Here is a 23,957-nt window from a genome sequence, read left to right on the forward strand (position 1 = left end):
CTTACCGATCTGCCCGTGGTCGGCGCTGCCTGGGAAGGTGACGAGGGCTGGGTGCATCTGGGCGATTTGCCCCGCGGCCACTACACCATCCAGTTCACCAGCGGTCCCGAGATGGATGAGGGCGTGGGCGAGGGCGGCCGCGGCTACACTCAGGCCGAGCCCCAGGATATTTACGTGGTGGGCCTCGGCGAGGAAACCCATCGCTACGAATTCACCGTGGAGCATGTGTACACCGAAAGCGCCGTGAGCCTGACGGTGAACGCCCGCGGCGCCGACCATGCGGCCGAGGTGGTGCTGAAGAACGAGAACGGCGAGGTGATCGACCCGGCCACGGGGCTGCCCGTGCCCGTGGATGAGAAGAACCCCGTCGATAACGCCGCCCTGGAGCAGGCCTACAAGATTACCGTGCCTGCGAATCAGGAGCTGACCTTGGCAGCCGCCCTGCCGCGTGGCGCCTACTTCGTGGAGATGCTGAAGGCCCCGGCGCTGGACTTCACCTATACCGAGAAGGTGCTGGTGACCGAGAATGGCACCGAGGTGGAGAAGACCGTGGAGCGCACCGGCACGTGGGACTTCCTGATGCCCGAGGGCGGCGCGGCGCGTCAGCGCTTCGAGTCGAACGGCCATGGCGCCGCCGTGCACCTGACTATGGATTGCGCCTTGGATGAGCAGCCCGACCGTGTGAAGGAGGGGTGCGCCATCGTGCGCCTGGACGTGACGGCTGAGGCCGCAGGCGCCGATGGGTACGTGACCTATCGCCTGATGTCCACCGCCACCGAGGGCGAAGGCGAGGAAGCCTCCGTGGTGGAAGCCATCATTTCCCAGAACAACAAGCTGGCGCTGAACCGCATGGCCTACGTGGACAGTCTGGAGCCTGGCACCTATCGTCTGTATCTGGTGCGCTCCTCGAAGCTGACGGGCACCGAGGGCGAAGACCTGATGTACGTGATGCCCACCGAGCCTATCGAGTTCACCGTGCCCGAGGGCACCAGCTGCGTGACGCTGCCGGCGATTGAGCTGAACGAGACCACCCCGTGGGTGGAAGAGGGCGCTGAGGGCAACGCGGGCGAGGCCGCCGTGGCCAGTGCCTTTGCCACGGCGCTGTCCGACACCTTGTTCGATGGTGTGGCCTCGGTGCTGAACGAGGCTGCGGCCAGCAGCGCCGGTGTGGTGGCGCTGCCCACGCTGCCTGCCGCTTCCGAGGAAGAGGCCGATTTCGACCTGTTCTCGGTGAACGAGGGCGCGCTGGTGCAGCCCGTGGCCGACGAGGACGCGCCCCTGGCGGCCGGCGTCGGCGACGATGCCGCCGCAACGCCGCGTCCCGAGCCCGTGAACGGCGAGTTCTTCGACGACGTCACCCAGGCCGAGCTGTTCTCGGCCGTGCGCGCCACCGCAACCGATGACGGCGAGGCGGCGGGCACGGGTGCCACCGAGCCGACATCTCCCGCGCAGGAGGCGACGCCCTACACCGACGAGCAGGCGGTAATGTTCACCGACGAGGTGGAAGTGGGCACCTCGCCTTCCGGGGAGGGCGTGAACATCGGCAAGGACAATCTGGAGGTGCTGGGCGCCCAGATTAAGGCCGGCGCCCGCGCTTACCTGCTGAAGAAGACCACGGCCCTGGCTGGCAACTACTCGCAGGACCCGCAGCTTTCCACCGAGTGGATCGACATCACCAAGCTGATGGACATCGAGGTAGTGCAGACACCGGCCGCCGACACGAACCAGGGCTACTACGCCCCGGCGGCCATTCAGGATCCGGGTCGGGCCGGCGTGGCGAGCACTGCCAACACGGCCGCCTCCACCTACACCTCGGTGGGCGTGGACACGGCCCAGGCCGGAGCCACCAACCAGTCGGAGGCCTATCGCGACAGCTCGCAGCCTTGGGTGTTGAAGGTGTCCGTGAAGCAGGAGCTGGGCAAGTGGTTCGGCCGCAGCGCCGACAGCGCTGCCAACAACCTGACCGACCCCGACGTGGTGAACGCCACGGGGCTTTCGGCCGAGGAAGTGGAGGCCATCAAGGCGGCCCTGAACGAGGGCGGCTACCAGATTAAGGTGAACATCCCCTCCCACGTGTTCGGCAACAACGAGTCGGAGCATTGGTACGACCGCGTGCTGGCGCGTCCGCTGGATACGCGCTCGGCTGTGAAGGTGGGCCAGGACAAGCTGGCCGGCCAGGAGCCGTCACGTTCCAGCGCCTACTATCAGATTTTCGACTACGACCACTACGAGGGCCTGAACCGCGCCCGTACCCATCATATTCAGCCCTACGGCATGGACTGGAAGTTCACCATCCAGCGCTATTACCGCGGTAACGGAGGTGGCGGCGAGCAGCAGCTGGCCGGCTCGCCCAACATGCCGGCGGTGAACGGCTGGACGGTGCAGAACAACACGGTGCGCCTGACCGATCCGACCGATCCCGCCCAGGTAACCGACGTGATGGGCACGGCGGCCGCCAACGGCGACTTCTGGCGCCGCGCCTACAAGGACGCCACCGACGAGAGCGGTCCGGTGCTGTATGCCCAGACGGGCACCGACGCCGTGATGCGCAAGCCGGTGGTGCGCGTGTGGAACACCATCAGCCTGCCCGACGTGACGGTGGACGCCCCGGTGGATGCCGAGGGCAACGAGACGGCAGGCACGGTGACCGACGGCGTGGGCAAGACCTCGGCCAACTACTACCTGGAGGCCGAGACCGACACGCGCCAGGTGAACGTGCACGTTGAGAACCGCTTCTGGTGGGACGGCTATGCCCGCCATTACAGCAACGACCGCAACTACGGCGGCTACGTGATCAACGAGAACCGCTGGGCCACCTATTCCGTGGCCGGCGGCCAGATGGGCGACTTGGTGCTGCCCGTGGTGACAGTGGTGCTGCCCTACGGCATCACGCCGGTGCACCGCACTACGCGCCAGCCCTACGGCCAGTGGCCCGACGAGCCCCAGGAGTTCCTGTACGACGACTGGGATATCGCGAAGTCGGAAGGCGCCACCTGGGCCAGCCAGGGCGGCGTGAACCAGAACGAGCGCCGTGCGTGGTTGGAGGAGAACTTCACGGCTACCGTCACCTACGAGCGCGTGACGGCCGACGAGACCCAGTACCCGGCGGCTGACATTAACAACAACGAGTACCGTTTCGTGGTGCGCTTCATCCCGAAGGGTAGCGACCTGAACGGCGATGCTGCCACCGAGCAGCGCATCAAGTCCCACGAGATGGATACCTTCAAGTTCAGCGTGGCCATGAGCACCGAGCCCGAGTGGAACGAGCAGCCCGCCCATACCGAGGCGGCCCGCGCTACCGAGAGCATCCGCACTTATGTGAGTAGCGCGATGACCGGCTACAAGGCTCTTACCGATAATGCCATCACGGCGGGCGGCATCGCCGACCCCTACACCGTGGGCGCCCCGGCCCGCTACCGCGGCGCCGGTACGAGCCGCGACCACGACCAGCGTCTGGACGCCATTTCAGCGGCCTATATGACATCGGCCAACAGCAACGGCAACTGGGACAACGTGGTGTGGCGCACCACCGACTACTTGTCCATCACGGCCTACAACGACGTGCACGGCACGCCGCAATATCGCTTCCAGTGGGAATACGATAACGAAAATCATGTTGAAGATGGGATCGGCTTCCCCACCTCATGGGCTTCTGATTGCCGGGATAGTCATCGCAGCCACTACTACCACAGCTTCCAGAAGGTCATCCGCATGCCCTACAACTACTACAACAGCGGCACGCAGACCAACGACCAGGTGCAGTACACTCACCTGCTGGGTTACTTCGGCACCTACACCGAGGAAGCCGGCACTACGCGCGCCGGCGGCCCCACGGTGCCGCTGACGGGTGCCACGGGCAACAAGGGCCTGAACATCTCCGAGTTCAACTGGCGCACCCAGTACGCCCTGTCGGAGACCACCACCAATCGCCTGAACTCCACGGCCACGAACCTGACCACGGGCCAGACCGACACCAACACCGCCGCCCGCAAGACCGAGGCCTTCGGCAAGCGCGGCGTGGACGCCGAAGGCAACGCCACGGTGTCCTACGCCACCCACATCGACGGCGGCGTGTTCGCGGCTAACAAGCTGCGCCTGAAGACGCCCACCTTGGGCTCGGCTATGGAAATCGAGACCACACCGGCCGACCGTCCTGCTGACGGCGCCATGGCCGACACGGCCCCCACCACCACGGGCAAGGGCGCCACCGAGGGGCAGAAGCTGACGAGCGTCGGCACCACGGGCGAGGGCGATCCCTTCCAGTACGACGACGAGGTGTGGCTGGCGGCCACGTTGAAGAACCAGAGCAGCGCCGATCAGGGTGCCAGCAACGCCGCTTCGGGCCAGCAGGGCAAGGAGGGCGCGCTGCAGCACGCCAAGCTGGTGTTCTCGCTGTACCTGCCCCAGCAGGTGACCTTCTACGACGAGGCTCTGCTGAAGAACTTGGGCGAGTCGGTGGACGCCGCCGGCTACGAGGAGCTGCTGACCGACTATGTGGACGACAACTACTCGTTCTACATCGAGCGCACCTATAAGGACCGTCACACCGACACCGGCGTGACTACGGGCACCAAGACCGTGTTCGACAGCTTCACTGGCGAGGCGAAGTTCCCCAAGCGCTCGCAGCAGACCACGAAGTACGAGCGGCTGACCCCCAAGCAGCTGGTTGATGCTGGCTGGACCATCCGCGTGCGCGTGCAGCCCGACTACGACGCCGATAGCTACCTGCAGACGGATTACGCCAAGCCCGACGTGGACGATGCCGACGACGTGCCCGCCAGCGCCGACGTGAAGCAGCGCGTGCACGGCGGGGAAGTGGTGGTGTTCGAGCTGACGCCGCCCGACGACGCCTCCGACCTGGAATTCGTGAAGCACGACAGCATGCTGGCGGCCTTCTGGGACAACGTGCGTGCTGATGGTTATGTGGGCCCTGGCGATGTGGTGACGCTGAAGGTGCGCACCCGTATCGACAACGTGGGCGACGAGGCCTCGGCTGTGGAGGGCCTGACCGATGCCGACGGCGATGCCCTTACCTACGCCCAGCAGCTGGCGGCCATCCGCACGTGGAGCGCCGCAGCTTCCAAGGCCTACTTCGCCACCGAGAACCAGGACGCTTCGTGGTTGCCCCAGGCCACGGGTTGGTCGCACACCTTCGATGAGCCGGTGACGGTGGCGCTGGTGGATGGCGACGATGCGACGTCGCAGTTCGTGCGCGACGACATTCGCCTTTCCCGTGCCGATGCGGCCGACATCGCCGTGGTGAACCGCGACGGCTCCGGCAATATCGTGTACGACGAGGACGGCAATCCCACTTTCACGCCGCTGCTGGAAGTGGCGGGCGATGCCGACACCTTTACCTTCCAGGCCGGCGAGACCTATCTGAAGCCCACCGTGGCCGCCGACTCGGTCACTTCGTTGGGCACCGCCTGGTTCAACACCCAGTCGCCCAGCTACTTCCAGTGGGCGGCTGGCAGCACCCTGGTGGACGACAAGCTGGCGCACCTGGATTCCGATACCGGCGAGATGGTGCCCGATGTAGACTACGACCGCGACCACAAGGACACGAGTGGCGACGAGCGTGTGAAGCTGGTGGTGGACGAGAACGGCCAGGAGCAGTACGTGCCGGTGCACGCTGCCTTCCCGGAGCGCCATCTGACCAGCACCAGCGGCACCTTCGACATTCGCAAGCCCTCGGCCAGCGTGCGTGCCGACACTGGTGCCGTGCGCTCGCCCACCGACGATTCCAACGCTGTGGACTCCACCCAGTCCGGCTCCAACGATCTGTACGTGAGCCAGGCCATCAACACCGGTGCCGCGGTGAACAGCTTCATCGTGGACTGGCAGGTGCCCCTGTGGGCTCTGGGCTCGCAGTCGAACGAGAACGCGCCGCTGAACTCCGTTTCCACGCCGGTGGGTCGCGTGACCCCCTCCATCACTTCGGTGAAGAGCGGCGTGTGGGAGATTCCCGGCACCTACAAGTGGCAGGTTACGAACCCCGTCCTCGGCGGTGACGCGGAAGATACTGGCGAGGGCACCCACTACTTCAAGGCCGCGGGCACGCCGGACGCGGGCGAGGAAGTGGGTTCCTGGCGCATCAGCTTCCAGAACACCAAGCGCATCGACGGCGTGACCCACTACCGCTACTTCATCGGCACGGGCGAGAACGACTACGCCGTGGAGTACCAGACCGACGCCGACGGTAACACGCTGTACGAAACCGACGAGGCGGGCAAGCAGGTGCTGGACGAGAATGGCAAGCCCATTCCGCTGGTGAAGTACGAGTCCGACGGCAAGACGCCGGTGTACAAGTACGTTGTTGCCGCCAACGCCCGCCGCGTGCCCGTCGACACCGACGAGGCCGCGGCCAACCGCGAGATCGAGAGCAAGCTGTGGGTGTTCGTGTACGTGCGCCGCAACATCACCGACACCACCAAGAAGGGCAACGGCTACGAGGAGCAGAACGCCAACTACTACCAGGATCGCGAGAACTTCTCGGTGCCGGGCACCGATGCCGACCGCGACTACCTGAACGGCGAGGACGACAGCTACGACTACAATTCGGCCGACGAGAGCACGGCCCGCTGGTCGCTGGTGGGCTACACCCGCGTCAGCGACAAAACTAACCGCACCTTCACCAACTTGGGTTCGGGCGGTCAGGTGCGCCAGGTGCGCTGGGTGGTGAAGGCCTGCGACACCACCACGGTGAACGGCACGGTGATGCCCGTGGACGCCCAGGGCAAGCCGATCGACACCGCGGCTATCAACGCGTCGGTGAACCGCACGCGCCGCGTGGTGGTGGACGACAGCCTGGCCCAGGAGGTGCCCGTGCCCACGGGCTTCCGCCTGGCCGTGGACGCCGACCCCTACACCGCCGAGGTGGAGATGCCAGACGATATTGACCCGGCGCGCAACAACACCGCCTGGGAGATGCAGCGCAGCTACGAGGACGGCCTGGACATCGCGGATTCCACCCTGTACCGTTACGTGGAGCGCAACCTGGGCAACATCAGCAACCTGGATATGAGCCAGGTGCGCAAGGTGGGCCCGCACAAGCTGTCGTTCTACGGCGAGGAGATTACCACCCGCCTGGGCTGTGACAAGAGCCGCCTGCAGCTGGAGACGCGTACGAGTACCGACGAGATGACGGGCATCACGAGCACCTACCAGGTGTACGTGTGCCCCGACTGCAAAGAGGAATACTCCGTCGACAAGTACAACAGCAACAACATCAACGAGGACTGCTGGACCCGCACCATGCAGGGCAACCTGATCGTGGACGCGCTGACGCCCATGAAGCAGACCGGCTCGTCCATGCCCGATTCCATTACCAACAACGCCGCGATGCTGCACGGCAGCGCGTTCATCACCGAGCTGCCCAAGGTTCAGATCGACCGCAGCGCCCAGCCGCTGTACCGCGTGGCGCCCGCTGCCGCCGACGACGAGCCCCAGGCGGTGAACCTGCTGGTGGACGAGGGCACCGACGAGCGCGTGGTGGACGCAGTGTCCGAGATGTTCACCGTGGATTCCGTCAGCTATTTGGCCGCCGACGAGGGCGCGACCCCCGCGGCCGAGGGCGATGGCGAGGGTGACGAGGCAACCGTGATGTTGTCGTACCACGCCAACGGCGGCACGGGCACCGTGGCATCTCAGGTCGTGCGTGTTGGCGAGGCCGTGCAGGTGAGCAACGCCGACGGCATCAAGCGCACCGACTACACCTTCACCGGTTGGAACACCGCGCCCGATGGCTCGGGTGTGAGCTATCGCCCCGGCGACAGCCTGAACGTGAGCGAGAACATCGTGCTGTACGCTCAGTGGGCCCACGAACCGAAGCCCATCGAGATCACGTTCAAGTCGAACGCGCCGGTGGGTGAGATCACCAATGGGGAAGACCCCGATAATTTGGCGGCCAAGGAGTCGTACAAGGTGAACGCGATGTCCTATCAGGACTTCGCCCTGCCGCTGAACCGCTTCCAGCGCGTGAACTACACCTTCGCCGGTTGGAATACTCGCGAGGATGGCCTGGGCACGTGGTACAACGACAAGCAGGTGGCCCAGTTCGAGGGCACCGTGACCCTGTATGCCCAATGGTCCCAGGGCTCGGTGTCCGACTCGGTGCACGTGAACCACTTCGCCACGGTGGTGCCGCGCTACGACGACACCAAGTACGCGCAGTTCGAGCGCGCCCGCGCCGGCTTCTTCCGCTCCGACGAGAAGCCCACTATCAAGATCGATGTGGCCCAGTGGTACTTCACGGGTACTGCCAGCGAGGGTTATTCGTGGACGAACAAGAACATCAAGCTGGATCCGGAGGACTCGCTGTTCCTGCGCTACGAGATTCGCCTGTACAACATCAGTCAAGCTCAGCTGCGCATGATGGGCTACAGCGAGGACGCCTATCCCACCGATACCGCCACCAACCCCGAGCTGTCGGCGCTGCTGCCGCGTATCCAGAACTTCGGCCCCACCCCGGCCACCATGTTCGATAAGCTGCCCGAGCTGAACGCCACGCAGAAGGCGCGCCTGGCTCAGGCCGCCGAGATTCGTACCCTGGCCGACAACCTGCGCGTGATGGCCCAGGGCTACGTGCCCAGCGACCCGCTATGGGGCGATCCGGAATTCGGCGGGACGGATGCTTCCGATCCTACGCGCCAGGCCTTCGTGAAGGCCTTGGAGGGATACATCGCCCAGATGGACAAGATCGAGGTCATCGGTGGCGACCAGGTGCCCGCGGCCAGCAAGGAGGCCGTGGAGAACATTCGCGCCTCGCTGAAGGCCCAGACAGAGGCTCTGCGCGGTTTCCAGCGCGCCACCTACGATGACGAGGGCAACCTGGATGTGCCCGAACACTACGACATCACCCTGGTGAAGCCGAGCGACGCGGTCACCACGGCTTCCACCATCGCCGCCCAGGCCAACAGCTTAGAAGCGAAGGTGTCGGACGAGCGTCCCTACGCGCGTGTGTTGCAGTACATTCCCTACACCGAGATGCTGGCCACCAAGAACGGCAAGGCCACCAGTCCCCTGAACGTGAACTACGAGCGACGTCCCAGCACCACGTCGTCCATGGACGCCACGCCTATGAACACTCAGGTGCCCCTGTGGTCCTATCGCTTGGTGAAGTTCCACGAATATGAGGTGGAGGAGGAAACGGGCTTCCGCGTGGAGAAGGGCCCCAATGGCGAGACCCTCGATCGCTTCGGCAACCCCGTGTCCGACGAGGCCGTGAACTCCACGGTGTACTTCGTGAAGAACAGCGATGCGGCCGTGGGCGCCATGACCGACGTGGTGGCGGCCAACGGGGCCACCATCACGCTGCCCGATTGCGGCTATGCCCGCTACGGTTACAAGTTCGTCGGTTGGAACACCAAGACCGACGGCACCGGCACCGTCTATCCGGCGGGTGTGGCCTTCACCGTGCCCGATACGAGCACCTATCTGTACGCCCAGTGGGAGTTCGACGAGTCGGTGCAGTCGGAGGTGCGCTTCGACGCCAACGGCGGCACGGGCGAGATGGATCCCATTGTGTATCCCAACGGCACCGTGATCGCGCTGCCCGCCTGCACCTTCACCGGTCCGGGCGGTGCCGCCCTGGCCAGCTGGAACAGCGAGCCCGACGGCTCGGGCACCGCCTACGACCCGGCCGAGGGCTTCACCGTGCCCGACACCTCGCTGACCCTGTACGCCCAGTGGGCCACCAGCGGCACGACGCCCGAGGAGCCCGATCCCGCGCCGGAGCCCGAGCCCGCGGCGGACGAAGACGAGCCCCAGGTGTTCATGCTGTCGGCCGATGGGGCCATCAGGGTTGCCTCGGCCGATGATGCGACCGGCGGCGAGGGCGACGACGGCGAGAAGAACACCTATCTGGCCGGCAGCCTCACCGAGTACGACGATGTGCTGTTCACCGACGTGAACAAGCAGACCATCGACGACACGGTGGCGGCCATCCGCGACACCAGCCTGTCGGGCGCCAGCAATGCTGGCGGCACCATCCGCGCCTACGGCGGTTCCACCATTTCCGGTGCCGATCAGTTCTCGTATCTGTACAACAACAGTGCCTTCACCGACAACGTGACCGGTTCGGCCACCACCAACACCCGTCGTTCGCTGGTGTTCAGCTTTGCCGGTGCCAACGGCGACCGCGGTACGCTGAACCCGGGCGAGGGCCTCATCGTCGACTTCATGATGCAGTTCGACAAGAACCGCAACGCCACCACCGACTCGGGCACCGCCCTGGTGATGCAGGCCTACGCCGACAAGGCCGGCAGCTACGAGTTCTACGACTTCCCGCTGACCACCACCGATTCCGACGGCAACCTGCTGTACTACACCAACGAGATGCTGAACTCGTCCGACTCCACGGTGAACAAAGACTCCTCCTACCGTTCCGACCTGTCCGACGGCAACGGCAACGGCGACTCCTCCGAGACGCTGCTGCGCATCGACGCGCCTTCGGTGGGTTGGAAGGAGAACGACGATGTGAAGCAGGACAAGCAGGTGGTGCCCCACTACACCGACGAGATGTTCAAGTATCGCTCGGGCACCGCGGCCGTTACCGAGGGCTCCAGCTACAAGTACTGGCTCATTCAGCAGTACACGGGCTCTAGCGCCTCGTCGGCGGCGGCCTACCAGTACGCCACCTTCGTCGATCGTCTGCCCGAGAAGGACGACTACGAGGTGTCCACCTACGACAGCACCGACGATGTGTACAACCTGCGCCAGTCGCAGTGGACAGGTTGGCTGCAAGACCTGGATGGCATCAAGGCCTACTACACCGATACCACGGTGGACGAGGCAACCCAGGAGCAGGTGGGCATGTACGAGGTGCGCACCAAGGCCGAGATCGACCCGGTGACCAAGGTGGAGAATCCCAAGCAGGTGGATGTGTGGCTGGGCCCCCTGAAGATCGAGCGCAACGCCGACGGCTCCATCCGCCGCCTGTCCCCGGCCTCGCCGGCCGACAAGGTGCTGCCCATCGACGAGGCGCACGACTTCGCCGTTTCCACGGGCGAGGAGTGGGGCGACGACGACTACAGCGAGTTCACCACCCGCTGGGCCACCGCCTATTCCGCCCCCAGCGATATGATCGACGACAAGCTGGTGGACTGGATTCACTCCAGCAGCAAGATCGAGGATCGCTCGGGCGTGAACGCGGCGAACTTCGCCAAGATGTCGAACACCGCCCGCATGGCCACCATCAACATGGTGAACCTGAACGACCTGAAGGCCTACGTGAAGGCCCATCCCGACGAGGCCGCCGACCTGACGCGCTCCATCGGCATGCTGTGGACCCGCGTGCTGGACAAGGACCTGAACCTGATGGAGAACAGCGGAGACGTGCGCATCGCCTTCGATATGCACGCGCCGCTGAACCTGCCCAAGTTCCTGGGCAGCGCCGGCAGTACCTACAAGTCGGTTGACGGCCTGAACCCCGAAGAGGCCACGCCGCTGCAGAAGTACCTGTACCAGACCAGCCAGTGGAACACCTTCCTGTCGCTGGTGAATTACCGCAACGGCCCCACGGGCATGACCTACAAGAGTCAGGAGCTGGAGCAGGCCGGCGTGTACATCGATGCGCCCGAAGGCTACGGCTACCTGGGCAGCTACGTGTGGCTCGACTACAACTGGGACGGCCTGGCCAACGACACCGAGGGCGAGAAGACCACCGACTTCTTCGGCAACGAGACCACCTACCACAAGGGCGAGAACGGCCGCTACATCCTGTCCAACGAGCGCACGATGGACCCGGACACCGGCGAGGTGAAGTACACCTACGACGGCGGCAACGACACCCGCGCCCTGTTCCGCGACTTGAACCACGACGACGTGGCCGAGGACCCGGGCATCAACGGCGTGAAGGTGGAGCTGCTGAACGAATACGGCATTCCGGTGAACCGCAACGGCGAGGCCGTGGTACAGGTGAAGGAGTCGAAGACCTCCGACAACCTCATCTGGGTGAAGGCCAACCCGCAGACGGGCCAGGCCCTGGTGAACGTGTACGGCGGCTACGATTTGGCCTCCACCAACGAGAACATCGACCTGGGCGCCTACACCTACACTACCGAGAGCGACTACTTCAACAACCGCGGCTACTACATGTTCTCGATGCTGAAGCCGGGCAAGTACCGCCTGCGCTTCACCTTCCCCGAGACCTACAGCAACTACGCCCTTACCACCAAGCGCATCGGCGCCGACAACGTGCCCGTGACCGACAAGCTGGGCGCGGCCCAGGGCGGCACTGTGGACGCGAGCGCCTACATGCAGGTGGAGCGCACCGACGGCGCCATGGTGGCCACCTCGGATGTTATCCAGGTGGATGCCATGGAGTACAACCCCGACGCCTACGAGGGCGGCTCGCCGGTGACGGGCAACGAGACCTACGACGCCAAGATGACCAGCTACAACGTGGGCATCGCCATGCCGGTTACCTATACGGGCGTGGCCTTCCGCGACGACAAGCTGGCGGGCTACGAGGAAATGGAAGAGGACCCCGATTTCGGCGGCGACGAAGGCGAAGACCCCGACGAGGGGGGTGACGCCGGCGACAACCCGGGCGACATCTTCGGGCGCTCGGCCACCACGGCTTCGGTGGCCCAGCTGAATGCGCTGGAAGCGGCCGGCACTGTGAGCACCGATGCGGCGGCCACCCTGGCCGATGCGGGCATCATGCCCCTGGCGCTGACCCCCGACAACGCCCCCGAGGTGGACAAGTCGGTGGGCGAGGCCGACTACTTCATCATGGTGGACGGCAAGAAGACCCTGAACCTGGACAAGATGGTGGAGTTGGACGGCTCGGTGGACCCCGAGCTGATCGACGGCGTGCTTGACTGGGTGAACGTCGATCTGGACGCCAACAACCCCGTGACCTCCGACACCGACGCCATCACGGCGCTGCCGGTGAACGAGTTGCGCCTGAAGAACATGGAAGTGTCGGTGCAGGTGTACAACGAGGACACCAAGGAATGGGAGCAGGCCTACGACGCCGACGGCAACCGCGCCGTGGTGCAGACCGACAACGACCTGTACGTGCGCGCCAACGACAACGAGAACTGGCAGCGCGCCTTCGACGACGACGGCAACAAGCTGCTGGCGGTGGAGGACTACGACACGCTGCAGTGGCAGTGGCAGGCGCGCGCCAACGACGACGGCACCGCCGCCGAGGCCACGGGCGCCTTCTCGTTCAAACTGGAGCCGGGCCACTACTACAAGGTGGTGTGCCGCGACATGAAGAACCGCGTGCTGAAGCCCTCGGTGATGAACTGGTCGAACGACCCGCTGGAGCGGCCGTTGGCCAACGCCGAGGATCAGCCCCAGGTGCCCGGCGACGACGGCACCACCCTGCCGACCGACCGGGTGGCGGCCATGTGGGACAACGACCTGTGGCTGAAGAGCGGCATCGGCGAGACCAACAGCTTCTACGCCGCGGTGCCCACGGTGGGCGGCGGCTCGAACAAGGCCGTGTACGAGGATCCGGATCGTCCGTGGCTGGGCTACAAGGTGTACGACAAGATGGCCCTGGGCTGGATTGACGGTACCAAGGGCTTCCTGGGCAACTACATCTGGAGCGACACCGACTACAACGGCCTGCAGGACGATGTGCCCAGCATCGGCGTGGGCCAGGTGATCGTCACCCTGGAGCAGTACTACTGGCTGCCCAACGACGCGAACCCCGACGACCCGAGCGGTTACAACCCCGGCACGCCCGGTGCCGACGGCACGGGCGAGGGCCGCTGGGTGCTGAACGATTTGGAATACAAGACGGCTCGTTCGTCCAACGCCGGCAGCTACGTGTTCAAGGGCGTGTCCACCTACGTGGCCGACCCGAACGCGCCCAAGACCGTGCGCGAGGAAGACAAGGCGAAGTATCTGGCCGGCTACCGCGTGCGCATCGACCGCGACAACCTGAAGCTGGTCACGAAGGACTGGGGCTTCACGTTCCGCAATGTGGCCAAGAGCGCCGTGACCGGCGAGTTCGATGAGGAAATCGACTCGGATGCCAGCATGGCGGCCCAGAAGGTGAGAAACGCCGACGGGTCCGACTACCTGAAGGACGGCAAACCCGTGTACGCCTACTACCTGAACGAGCTGGGCAGCGGCGCGGTGACGGCCCCCGGCCTGGGCGCGGGCAATCTGGTGGCCACGGGCGGCCACGACAACGATGTGTCCTTCGACCAGATGATCGTGGTGGCCGGCGGCACCGACGAGGTGTCCACGGCGGCCGACAACGTGCGCAAGGTGTTCCGCAAGACAGGCGGCGGCCTGTTCATGGGCGCCGAGTACGACCTGGGCGCCGCCCAGCGCATCGAGCACTGGGACGTGGGCCTGGTGGAGGTGCCGCGTTCGTCGGTGACGGGCCGCGTGTGGAACGACGAGAGCTACGACGGCATCATGGACGACGACGAGGTGGGCCTGGCCGGCGAGACCGTGGGCATCACCCAGTGGTACTACGACAACGGCACCTGGGTGCAGAACACCGTCTTCGGCGATGATGCGCGCACCTCGGTCGAGGGCGACCTGGCCATTGGCGAGGCGGCGGCCGACGGCGTGGTCACCGTGACCACCGACGAGGACGGTCGCTACCAGTTCGATCATTTGCCCGCAGCCTATACCAACGACGAGGGCGAGCACTTCCTGGCCGCCTACCGCGTGGTGCTTTTGGGCCTGCGCACCGACAAGGTGTACGACGAGGACGACCCCGAGAAGCTGCTGTACGAGACGCCGTGGATGATGACCCACTACCACCAGGGCGACGACGTGGCCGCCGACTCCGACGTGCGCGACGACCAGGGCCAGCGCCAGGGCTCTTATAAGGTGATCGGTCGCGAGGTCGTGGGTGCGGGCGATGATGCGGCTACCCAGTTGCGCGCCCTGGACGGCCAGATCATCCTGGCCGACACGGTGCCTACGGGCCGCGAGAATAGCTACCAGCCCTCGCAGGTGGAGGTGAGCCGTGGCGACGTATACGACGGCGCCACGGGCAGCGTGAAGTACGACTACCTGACCAGCCGCGGCGATGTGGTGGCCGGCGGCGACGTGGGCGAGATCGCCGTGCCGCGCCGCGAGATTACCGGTCGCGTGTGGCACGACGAGGACTACGATGGCATGCAGGCCTTCACCGAGGTGGAGGAGCCGGTGCTGGACGAGAACGGCGAGCCGGTGAAGGACGAGAACGGCGAAGCGGTGATGCGCGCCGTGAAGCAGTACGACGAGCCGGGCATCGCCGGCGAGCGCGTGACGCTTTCGCAGTGGTACTTTGACCCGGCGGCCGACGAGGGTGCCGGCGCCTGGGTGCGCAACGAGGCCTTCGGCCACGACGGTTTCAACGTGCTGGCCTCCATCGCCACCGACGAGTGGGCGGTGGACGAGAGCGACGCCGATGCGCTGGCCGCCGCGCTGTCGGACGACGGCTACCTGACCCTTTCCACGAACGACGATGGCGTGTATAGCTTCAAGAACCTGCCCACGGCCTATGTGGGCGACGAGGGCACGCTGTATCTGGCCAGCTACCGCCTGACTTTGGGCGGCCTGCACCAGCAGCAGGTGACCGCGGCCGACGGCACGGTGACCTCGCGGGTGCCGTGGCTGATGACCCGCTACCATGCCGGCGACGAGCTGAATATCGACTCCGATGTGGACGATGCGCTGCCCGGCACCGAGGAGAGCTACTGCCTGCTGGGCCGCGAGGAAGCTGCCGATGGCGTGGCCGGCGGCGTGCGCGGTTGCGACGGCCAGATCATCCTGGCCGGCCCGAAGCCCGACAGCGTGACCGTGGACGGCGACAAGACCACTCTGGTTTCCGTGCCCGAGGGCGATGTGGTGGCCGGCGCCGACGGCACGGTGCTGTTCGACATCATGCGCGCCCGGGCCGACATCTACGACGGCGGTGATGCGGGCCAGCTGCCCGTGCCCACCCGTTCGGTGTCCGGTCGCGTGTGGGAGGATGCCGACTACGACGGCCAACAGGAGCTGACGTGGCGCACCGAGGCGGTGACCGACGGCGCCGGCAATGCGGTGCTGGGCGACGATGGTCAGCCGCTGACGCGCAAGGTGCCGGTGTACAGCGCCGATGAGCCGGGCGTGGAGGGCCAGACCATCACCCTGGAGCAGTGGTTCTACGACCCCGAGCGCGTGAACCCCGCCGGCCCGGCCTTCCTGACCGACGATTACGACTACGACAACCTGAACCTGTCCGGCAAGATCGATGCCGGCTACGAGAGCCATTGGTTCCGCAACGAGGCCTTCGGCACCGACATCTACACCACGTGGGACGACGCCGAGCATCCGCTGCTGGGCGACGGCTGGGCGACGGGCGCGACGGTTGCCGACGGCGTGCTGACGGTGACCACCGATGCCGATGGCCGCTACCAGTTCGACAACTTGCCCACGGCCTACACCGACGAGGCCGGCAAGCAGTACCTGGCCGGCTACCGCGTGAAGCTGGCTATGTTGAACGCCACCGACGAGGGCGCTTGGATGATGACGCGCTATCACGCCGGCGATGAGGCGGCGGCCCTGGCCATCGATTCCGACCTGCCCGACAATCTGGGCATTACCCAGAACTACCCGCTGATCGGGCGCGAGGAGTTCGTGGCCGACACCCACGAGGACACCGACGAGGCCGGCAACCCCACCACTACCGTAACCCCGCAGCGCTACCGGGGTATGCGCCAGGAAATGCTGGAGGGCCAGATCATCTTGGCTGGCCGTGCCGATGAGCCCCGCACCGCCACGGCGGAGCAGGCTATCGCCGGCAGCGATTACGCGAATCATTTGGGTGCCGAGCCTGTCACCTTCGACTGGATGAGCGCTCGGGCCTATGAAGAGGGCCTGGACACCGTGAGCGGCGGCGACGCCGGCGAGCTGCCGCCTCCCACCCAGGACATCGTGGGCATCTTCTGGAACGACGCCGACAACGACGGCGTGCAGTCCATCAACGAGCTGACGGGCGACCCGGTGCTGTACGGACCGGCCGACGCTGACGGCATCCGCCAGCGCGTGGCCATCGACTACGCCGCCGACGGCACCATGAAGGCCTACGCCTGCAACGAGGACGGCGAGCGCGGCGACCTCGTCAAGGTCTCTCGCTTCGACGCCAGCGGCAACCTGTGCATCTACGAGCTGGACGAGAACGGCGCGGAGCGGCTGATGAAGCGCACCGACGCCGCAGGCAACGAGGTGGATGCGGTGTACACGCCGGCCGAGTTGGGCGACGCCTATCGCGACGGCACCGTGTACGAGGAGCTGGTCAGCGAGGACGGCATCAACAACGCCCGCGTCACCTTGGAGCGCTACAAGTCTATCGACGGCGCCTGGGTGCCCGATGAGGAATGGGTGGTGGGCACCGATTCCTGGGATGCCTACCGCGCCAACCCGGCGAACACCTGGAACGAGACGGCCACCTTCGACGCCAGCCAGCACGTGCAGTACACGCGCGTGCAGGAATACTCCGATGGCACCGTGCGCGCCGGCGTGTACCGCTTCGAAGATCTGCCCACCCAGACCATGGATCCGGCCACGGGCGAGAAGATCGTCTACGGCTACCGGGTGCGCTACACCGATGCCGGCTACAAGCAGCGTGCGTGGATGATCGCGAAGTACCAGCAGAAGGACAACTTCACCCAGGACTCCGACCTGATCAACTACAACGCGAACCTGATGACCGACGGCGAGTTCGACGTGCTGCTGAACCGCAAGGACGACAGCTCGGTGCTGGGCAACATCCATGCGAGCAGCCCCTCGAACAACGACAACCAGGATGTGGGCCTGCTCACCCTGGATGAGGCCCTGGACCAGAAGAAGGACGGCGTTGCGGCGGCCCTGGCTGCCACGACGGCGGCCCGTCCGCTGATGCGTGCCTTCGCCTCGCTGGCACCGATGGCGCAGGCGCAGGCAACGGCCGCCGGAGCCCAGGCCGGTGCCGGGGCTCGGGCCGACGCGACGGGCCTCGACCAGTACGACCTGGCCGCCGGCTCCGACCGTGCCTACAACGACGCGGCCCTGCTGAAGCAGAAGACCGGCACCATCGAGGGCGTGCTGTTCCAAGATGAGAACTACAACGGCAAGTTGGACGGTACGGCGGGCCGTGGTGAAGCGCGCCTGGAGGGCAAGACGGTGTACCTGCACGCCTGGGGTCTGAAGCTGGTGGCCGACGGCTCTGCCGAGTGCACCTGCACCACCCCGGATGCGCCGGCCGAGGGCCAGCTGCCGGCATCGGCGGGTGCCATTGCGGCCGCCGAGGTGGACGGCCAGCCGCTGGAGATCAACGGCGTGCGCTACCACTGGGAGTGGAAGGCCGAGGTTGACGGCACCATCAGCACCCAGACCGACGCCGAGGGCCGCTTCGCTTTCGACGATTTGCCCTCGGCCACGCGCGAGGTGGTGAACGAGGACGCCTACGTGGTGGACGCGTTCCGCCCGTGGTACCTGTTGGGCTACACCCTGGAGGTGGAGGGCAGCAGCGCCGAGGACGGCGTGCTGGGCCTGCCGGTCACGCGCCTGCTGACCGATACCGAGGAAGACGGTGAGCTGGTGCCTGCACCCGAGACGGCCTCGAAGGTGCACCGCCCCGGCGACGTGGACGTGCTGAACGGCCGCGTGGCCAACAACGCCGGCTACACGGCGGGCCGCTACGCCATCACGCTGAATGCGGTGAACGACCAGACCGAGGATGCCTCGGTGCTGGACGGCCGTTTGGTGCTGGCTGATGAGGCCACCACGGCTGACGACGAGGTGGGCGCCACCGATCCGGCCTACTACGTGAACGCCAACGGCATGGCCTTCGACCTTTCCACTACCCGCGATGCCGACTGCATGAACGGCGGCTTCGGCCCCTTCGGCATGGCCAGCATCGCCGGTGTGGCGTGGGACGATGCCAACTACGACGGCATCCGCAACTACAAGACCTCGCTGGATGTGCCCGAAGAAGGCGACGGCGCGGGCGACGGTGCCGAGACGCCGGGCACGGGTGCGGCCGACGGCCCCACATCGGTGGTGGAGTTGGAAGACCCGCTGGTGGGCGAGACGGTGTACGTGACCCAGGAGTACTTCGATCCCGAGGCGGCCAACGCCGACGGCTCGATGGGCCGCTGGGTGCCTAACCCCGATTTCGCCGCCAATCGCGACAAGCCCCAGGTGGGTAACTTGACGGCCACCGACCGTTCCGTGTCGGTGCGCTATGTGACGGCGAACACCCAGTACTCCATCGACGGCGGTGCCACGTGGTTCACCGATGAGAACGACCCCTCCATCGACCACGCGAGCGTGTTCCCGTGGCCGGCCGATGCCACGGGCCGCTTCAGCGACGGCATGGCCCTGGCGGGTGGTGCGGTGCTGAGCATCAACCCGCTGACCGAGTACGGCGTGATCTGCCGTCAGCAGGATTCCGATGGAAACTGGCAGCAGAGCGACCCGTTCTACGTGTGCACGCGCGGCGAGTCGAAGCTGGCCTCGGCGGTGTTCACCGAGGACGAGCTGGAGGCGTCGGCCCATGCCATCACCTTCACCGAGAAGGAGAACTGGTGGATTCAGGTGCCCGGCTGGGAAGACGCCGATGTGCGCAACGGTTGGGAGTATGCGGCTATTCCCGCCGATGCCACGACGGTGCCGGCGGGTACGGCTTGGACGCGTCCCGATGGCACGGGTCGGGTCGTTTTGGACAACCTGGCCCAGCGCACGGCCTACAAGGTGGTGGCGCGCATCCGCGACTACGATGAGTTCGATCTGCCGGATGTGGCTGGCCAGACCCAGCACGCCGCGGTGGCCACACTGACGGGCCTGGGCCTGGTGGTGGATGAGGATGCCGTGCGCGAGCAGCATCATCCCACGGTGCCGGCTGGCAGCGTTATCGCCACCGAGCCCGCGGCCGGCACGGCGGTGCGGCCCGGATCGTCGGTGACCCTGGTGGTGTCGCTCGGCGTGGAGCCCGAGGCCCCCGCTCCCGATCCGGAACCCGGTGAGCCCGAACAGCCCGCACCCGATCCCGGCGAGGACGAGGTGGCCGATCCGGATGCGCCGGAGACGCCCGTGCCCGGCGAGGGCGGCGAGGGCGATGGCGCCGAGACGGCGGCGGCATTCGGCACCGGCGCGGCGCTGCTGCACCAGGGCGGTCTGCCGCTGTTCGCGGCGGCGTCCTTCGGCGGCATCTCGCTGTACGCCATGGGGGCTCACGACGAGTTCGGCCTGACCGAGAACTACCAGCTGTCCACGGTGGCCGCTGTGCTGGGCGAGTCGGAGAACTACGAGCCGCTGGACGGCTCGGGCCCGCAGCTGTCGGTGAAGCCGGCGCCTCCGGGAGCTCGGGCGGTGGAGACCGACCATGAGGGCATCTACCGCTTCTCGGGCCTGCAGAGCTACGTGCAAAAAAGCGGCGGCAAGCTGGTGGGCTACAACGAGCGCGGCGACAGCGATGCGGTGATGCAGACCCGCTACACCGTGTATATGGCCGAGTTGAACAACGGCTACGTGATGTCGCGCTTCCACGTGGGCAGCGGCCTTGATTCCGATCTCACCCGCGACGACACGGGTGCGCTGGTGCTGCACAAGGTCATGACCTACGCCAGCGGCGCGGTGATCGACGACGGGCGCGTGTACGCCAGCCGCGAGACCGTGAACGTTGCCGGCAGCGCCTTCGGTTCCCAGTACGACGACCTGCGCGAGGGGGTCACCTTCGACGTGCCCGCGCCGCTGGGCCATCGCCTGGATGCCGGTGCGAAGGCGCCCAACCTGAACACCATCGCCGGTATCGTGTGGCGCGACAACAACAACGGCGTGCGCGAGACCGGCGAGCGCGGGGTGGCCGGCGCCACGGTGCGGCTGACGCGCTACTGGTACGACGTGGAACGCGCCGAGTGGGTGTACGACAAGGACTTCAACGAGCGCGTGCCCGCCGACGACGAGACGCCAAGCCTGCAGGTGACCGGCGCCGACGGCCGCTATTCCTTCGAGGATTTGCCTGCCACCGCCGAGATTGTGGTGCGCAACGCCAGCGTGGAGGTGGTGTACGGCTACCGCGTGCATGTGACCGAGATTCCCGCGGGCTTCAGCGTGGCGCCCCTGAACCGCGGTGCCGACACCGAGGTGGATTCCGATCTGGATGAAATGAACACCCGCATGGTGCCCGAGGGCGATGTGGTGTGCGACGGCCTGATGGTGCTGGCGATGCCCGCCGAGGAGGCCGACGCCCCCGAGTCGAAGATCGACGGTCCCGATGGGGTGCAGTGGTCCACGCTGGGCTCGGTGTCCAGCCTGTGCAACGATGCGGGCCTGGTGCCCTTCAGCGCGGCCACGTTCAGCGGCCATGTGTGGCTGGATGCCAACAAGGACGGCCTGCAGGCTGAGGACGACGAGCTGGTGGTGGGCAAGGAACTGGTGCTGGAGCGCCAGACCACCACGTTCGCGGCGGCCGTGGCGGCCGGCTGGATGAGCCGCGTCACCGACGGCGTGCCCACCAGCAACCTGGACATCACGGGCGCGCCGCTGCAGACCTCCGACCGCTGGCTGAACATCGGCTGGATTGTGGACGGCGACGAGGAGGAGCCCGAGCCCGAACCCGAGCCTGACGTGCCGGGTGACGACGAGGACGACGAGAACGGTGATGGCGACGGTAGCGGTGACGTCGGCGACGGCGGAGACGAGGCGGGCTCGGATGAGGGCGCGACGACCCCCGATGCCGGCTCGGAGGGCGACGATGCCAACGTCGCCACGGCTTCGGTGCAGCCCCTGGCGGCGGCCGACGGCGCGGCGACCGAGGGCGACGACCCGCTGGCAGCCGAGCGTCTGGAAAAGCTGCTGCGTCGCGACGTGCCGGCTCCCGATGCCGGGCTGCCCCGGGCCGAGGATGACGGCATCCTATCTGACGGTGTGTGGGAGATCGTGGCCACGACGACTACCGACCTTGAGGGCAACTACCAGTTCGCCGGCGCGCCCATCGTGGACGAGTACGGCAAGCCCTATGTGTACCGCATCCGCCTGGAGAAGCCGGACGAGGCCGAGTTCGTGCCCCTGAACGCGGGCACTGACGACAACCTCGATAACGATGTGGCGCACTTGAACCTGCGCGGCGAGCAGGCACCTGCGAACATGGCCGTGACCGAGACGCTGGCCGTGACCGGCCCCCGCGGCTACGCCGACGCCTACGGTCTGGCCTACCGCACGACCGGCGCCTACGGCTGGACGCGCGAGGCGGGCCACGCCATCGACCCGGGCTACTATGTGGATCCCGATCCGCTGCCCGAGACCGACGGCTGGGTGACGCGCATCTTCGATGATTGGCTGACCAAGATCATCCGCATCCTGCTGCCGCAGACGGGCGATCCCACGTCGTTGCTGCGCCTCATCCTGGCCACCATCGCCGGGTTCGCGGCCATCATGCTCGTCCTCTCGCTGCTGCGCCGTCGCGAAGAGGAGGAAGAGCCCCAGCGCTGGGTCGACATCACCATCTAGCGCTCGGTGCCCATAAACGTTTAGCGGGGGTCGGACCAGTTGTCCGACCCCCGCTTGCTGTTTCTGGGGCGGCGGTGCTCGCGCCGTCGTGAGCTGGGGCTGTTACGTTGGGAAGGGAAGGGGGCGCTGCCCCGCGCGGGCTACTGCCAGAGGCGCACTTCGGGTTCCAGGGCCACTCCGCTGGCAGCCTGTACGCGGCGCTGCACCTCGGCGATGAGGGCCAGCACGTCGGCGGCGGTAGCGGTGCCAACATTCACCACGAAGCCCGCGTGCTTGGTGGATACCTGGGCGCCACCGACGGTGAGGCCCTGGCAGTCGGCCTGCTGGATAAGGGCGCCGGCAAAGTGCCCCTCGGGGCGCTTGAAAGTGCTGCCTGCTGAGGGCATCTCCAGCGGCTGCTTTTCGGCGCGGCGCTGGGTCAGATCATCGATGCGTTCCTGAATAGCCGCTGGCGCATCGGGGCGCAGCTGCAGCGTGGCGCCCAGCACTACCCACCCCTCGCGCATCATGCGGCTGGTGCGGTAGCCCCAGGCGGTCTCGGCTGCCGGCACGTCTGCCACGTGCCAGCCGTCCGCGCCGGGCACCAGGCAGCGCACCGCAACGGCCACGTCGGAGAACTGGCCTTCATAGGCGCCAGCATTCATAATAGCGGCGCCTCCCACGGTGCCGGGAATGCCGCTGGCGAACTCGTAGCCGGCAAGCCCCGCGGCGCAGGCGACTGCGGCCACTGTGGCATTATCGGCACCAGCCTGGGCGCGCAGCAAGCCGCCGGGCAGCAATTCCGTGGTCGCAAAGTTCTCCGCCAGCTTCAGCGTTACACCGGGCAGCCCCTCGTCGGGAGCGAGCACATTGGAGCCGTATCCCAGCACCCGCCACGGCACGCCGGCCGCCTCGCAGGCTGCCACCACGGCGGCGACCTCCTCTTCGGTGTGGGGCAGCACCATCCACTGCGCCGGCCCTCCGATGCGGAAGGTGGTGTGCGCGGCCAACGCCTCGTCGGCCAGCATGTTCTCCGCACCGACGATGCCCTGAAGCCTTTTCTTGAAATCCGGAACGCTCATTGCTCAATCCTTCTCAACTAAGTGCCGGTGTAGAGGAGACGGAGGGTGTTCTGACCGAGCGAGTTCCGCAGCGACTGGAACAGTCCAGTGGACTGTTCCACAAAGCGAGGACTGTCTGAGCGAATCAGAATACCCTGCGGCTCCGACAAGAGACGAGCTTCGAATTCGTCTATTCTAGCCCATAGGCCGCAAGCCCGTCTCCTCCGTTTGCCATGGCAATAGGGTTACCGTTGGTGACCCATGGGTTGCATTGTACTAGAATACCCCCATGACATATTCGCTCACATATTGCGCGCCGGCCGCGCGGGCCCGGGGTTGATCCGGTGGCTCGCAAGCATCCCGATATCAAACCCGCCACGCCGGCAGCCGCCATTACGCTCATGCTGCTGTCCATCGTCAGCTTCATCATCGGGCTGTGGGTGCTGATGGCGCTGACGCGCATCCTGTTGGGATAGCCCT

The 23,957-nt window shown here is 66.3% G+C and carries 3 protein-coding genes (1 of these 3 only partly in view); 2 read left to right on the forward strand and 1 reads right to left on the reverse strand.

Going from position 1 to position 23,957, the window contains the following annotated elements:
• A protein-coding gene (locus VIN30_RS02610; RefSeq protein ID WP_338209049.1) for an SdrD B-like domain-containing protein crosses the window boundary here: on the forward strand, positions 1-22,437 show its 3' portion. It extends 17,034 nt beyond the left edge of the window; 22,437 of the gene's 39,471 nt are visible here — the last part of the coding sequence; its start codon lies off the left edge, out of view; its stop codon occupies positions 22,435-22,437.
• Between the two features lie 140 nt (positions 22,438-22,577).
• Here VIN30_RS02610 and murB read toward each other — a convergent pair whose 3' ends face one another.
• Positions 22,578-23,498, reverse strand: a complete 921-nt coding sequence (gene murB, locus VIN30_RS02615; protein WP_338209051.1) for a UDP-N-acetylmuramate dehydrogenase — start codon at positions 23,496-23,498, stop codon at positions 22,578-22,580.
• A 323-nt stretch (positions 23,499-23,821) separates the two neighbouring features.
• Here murB and VIN30_RS02620 point away from each other — a divergent pair, with 323 nt between their 5' ends.
• Positions 23,822-23,953 (forward strand): hypothetical protein, encoded by a 132-nt coding sequence (locus VIN30_RS02620; RefSeq protein ID WP_326424067.1) that lies wholly within the window; start codon positions 23,822-23,824, stop codon positions 23,951-23,953.
• The last annotated feature ends 4 nt before the right edge of the window (positions 23,954-23,957 follow it).

The organism is Adlercreutzia wanghongyangiae, from assembly GCF_035989245.1.
GTDB classification, from domain to species: domain Bacteria; phylum Actinomycetota; class Coriobacteriia; order Coriobacteriales; family Eggerthellaceae; genus Adlercreutzia; species Adlercreutzia wanghongyangiae.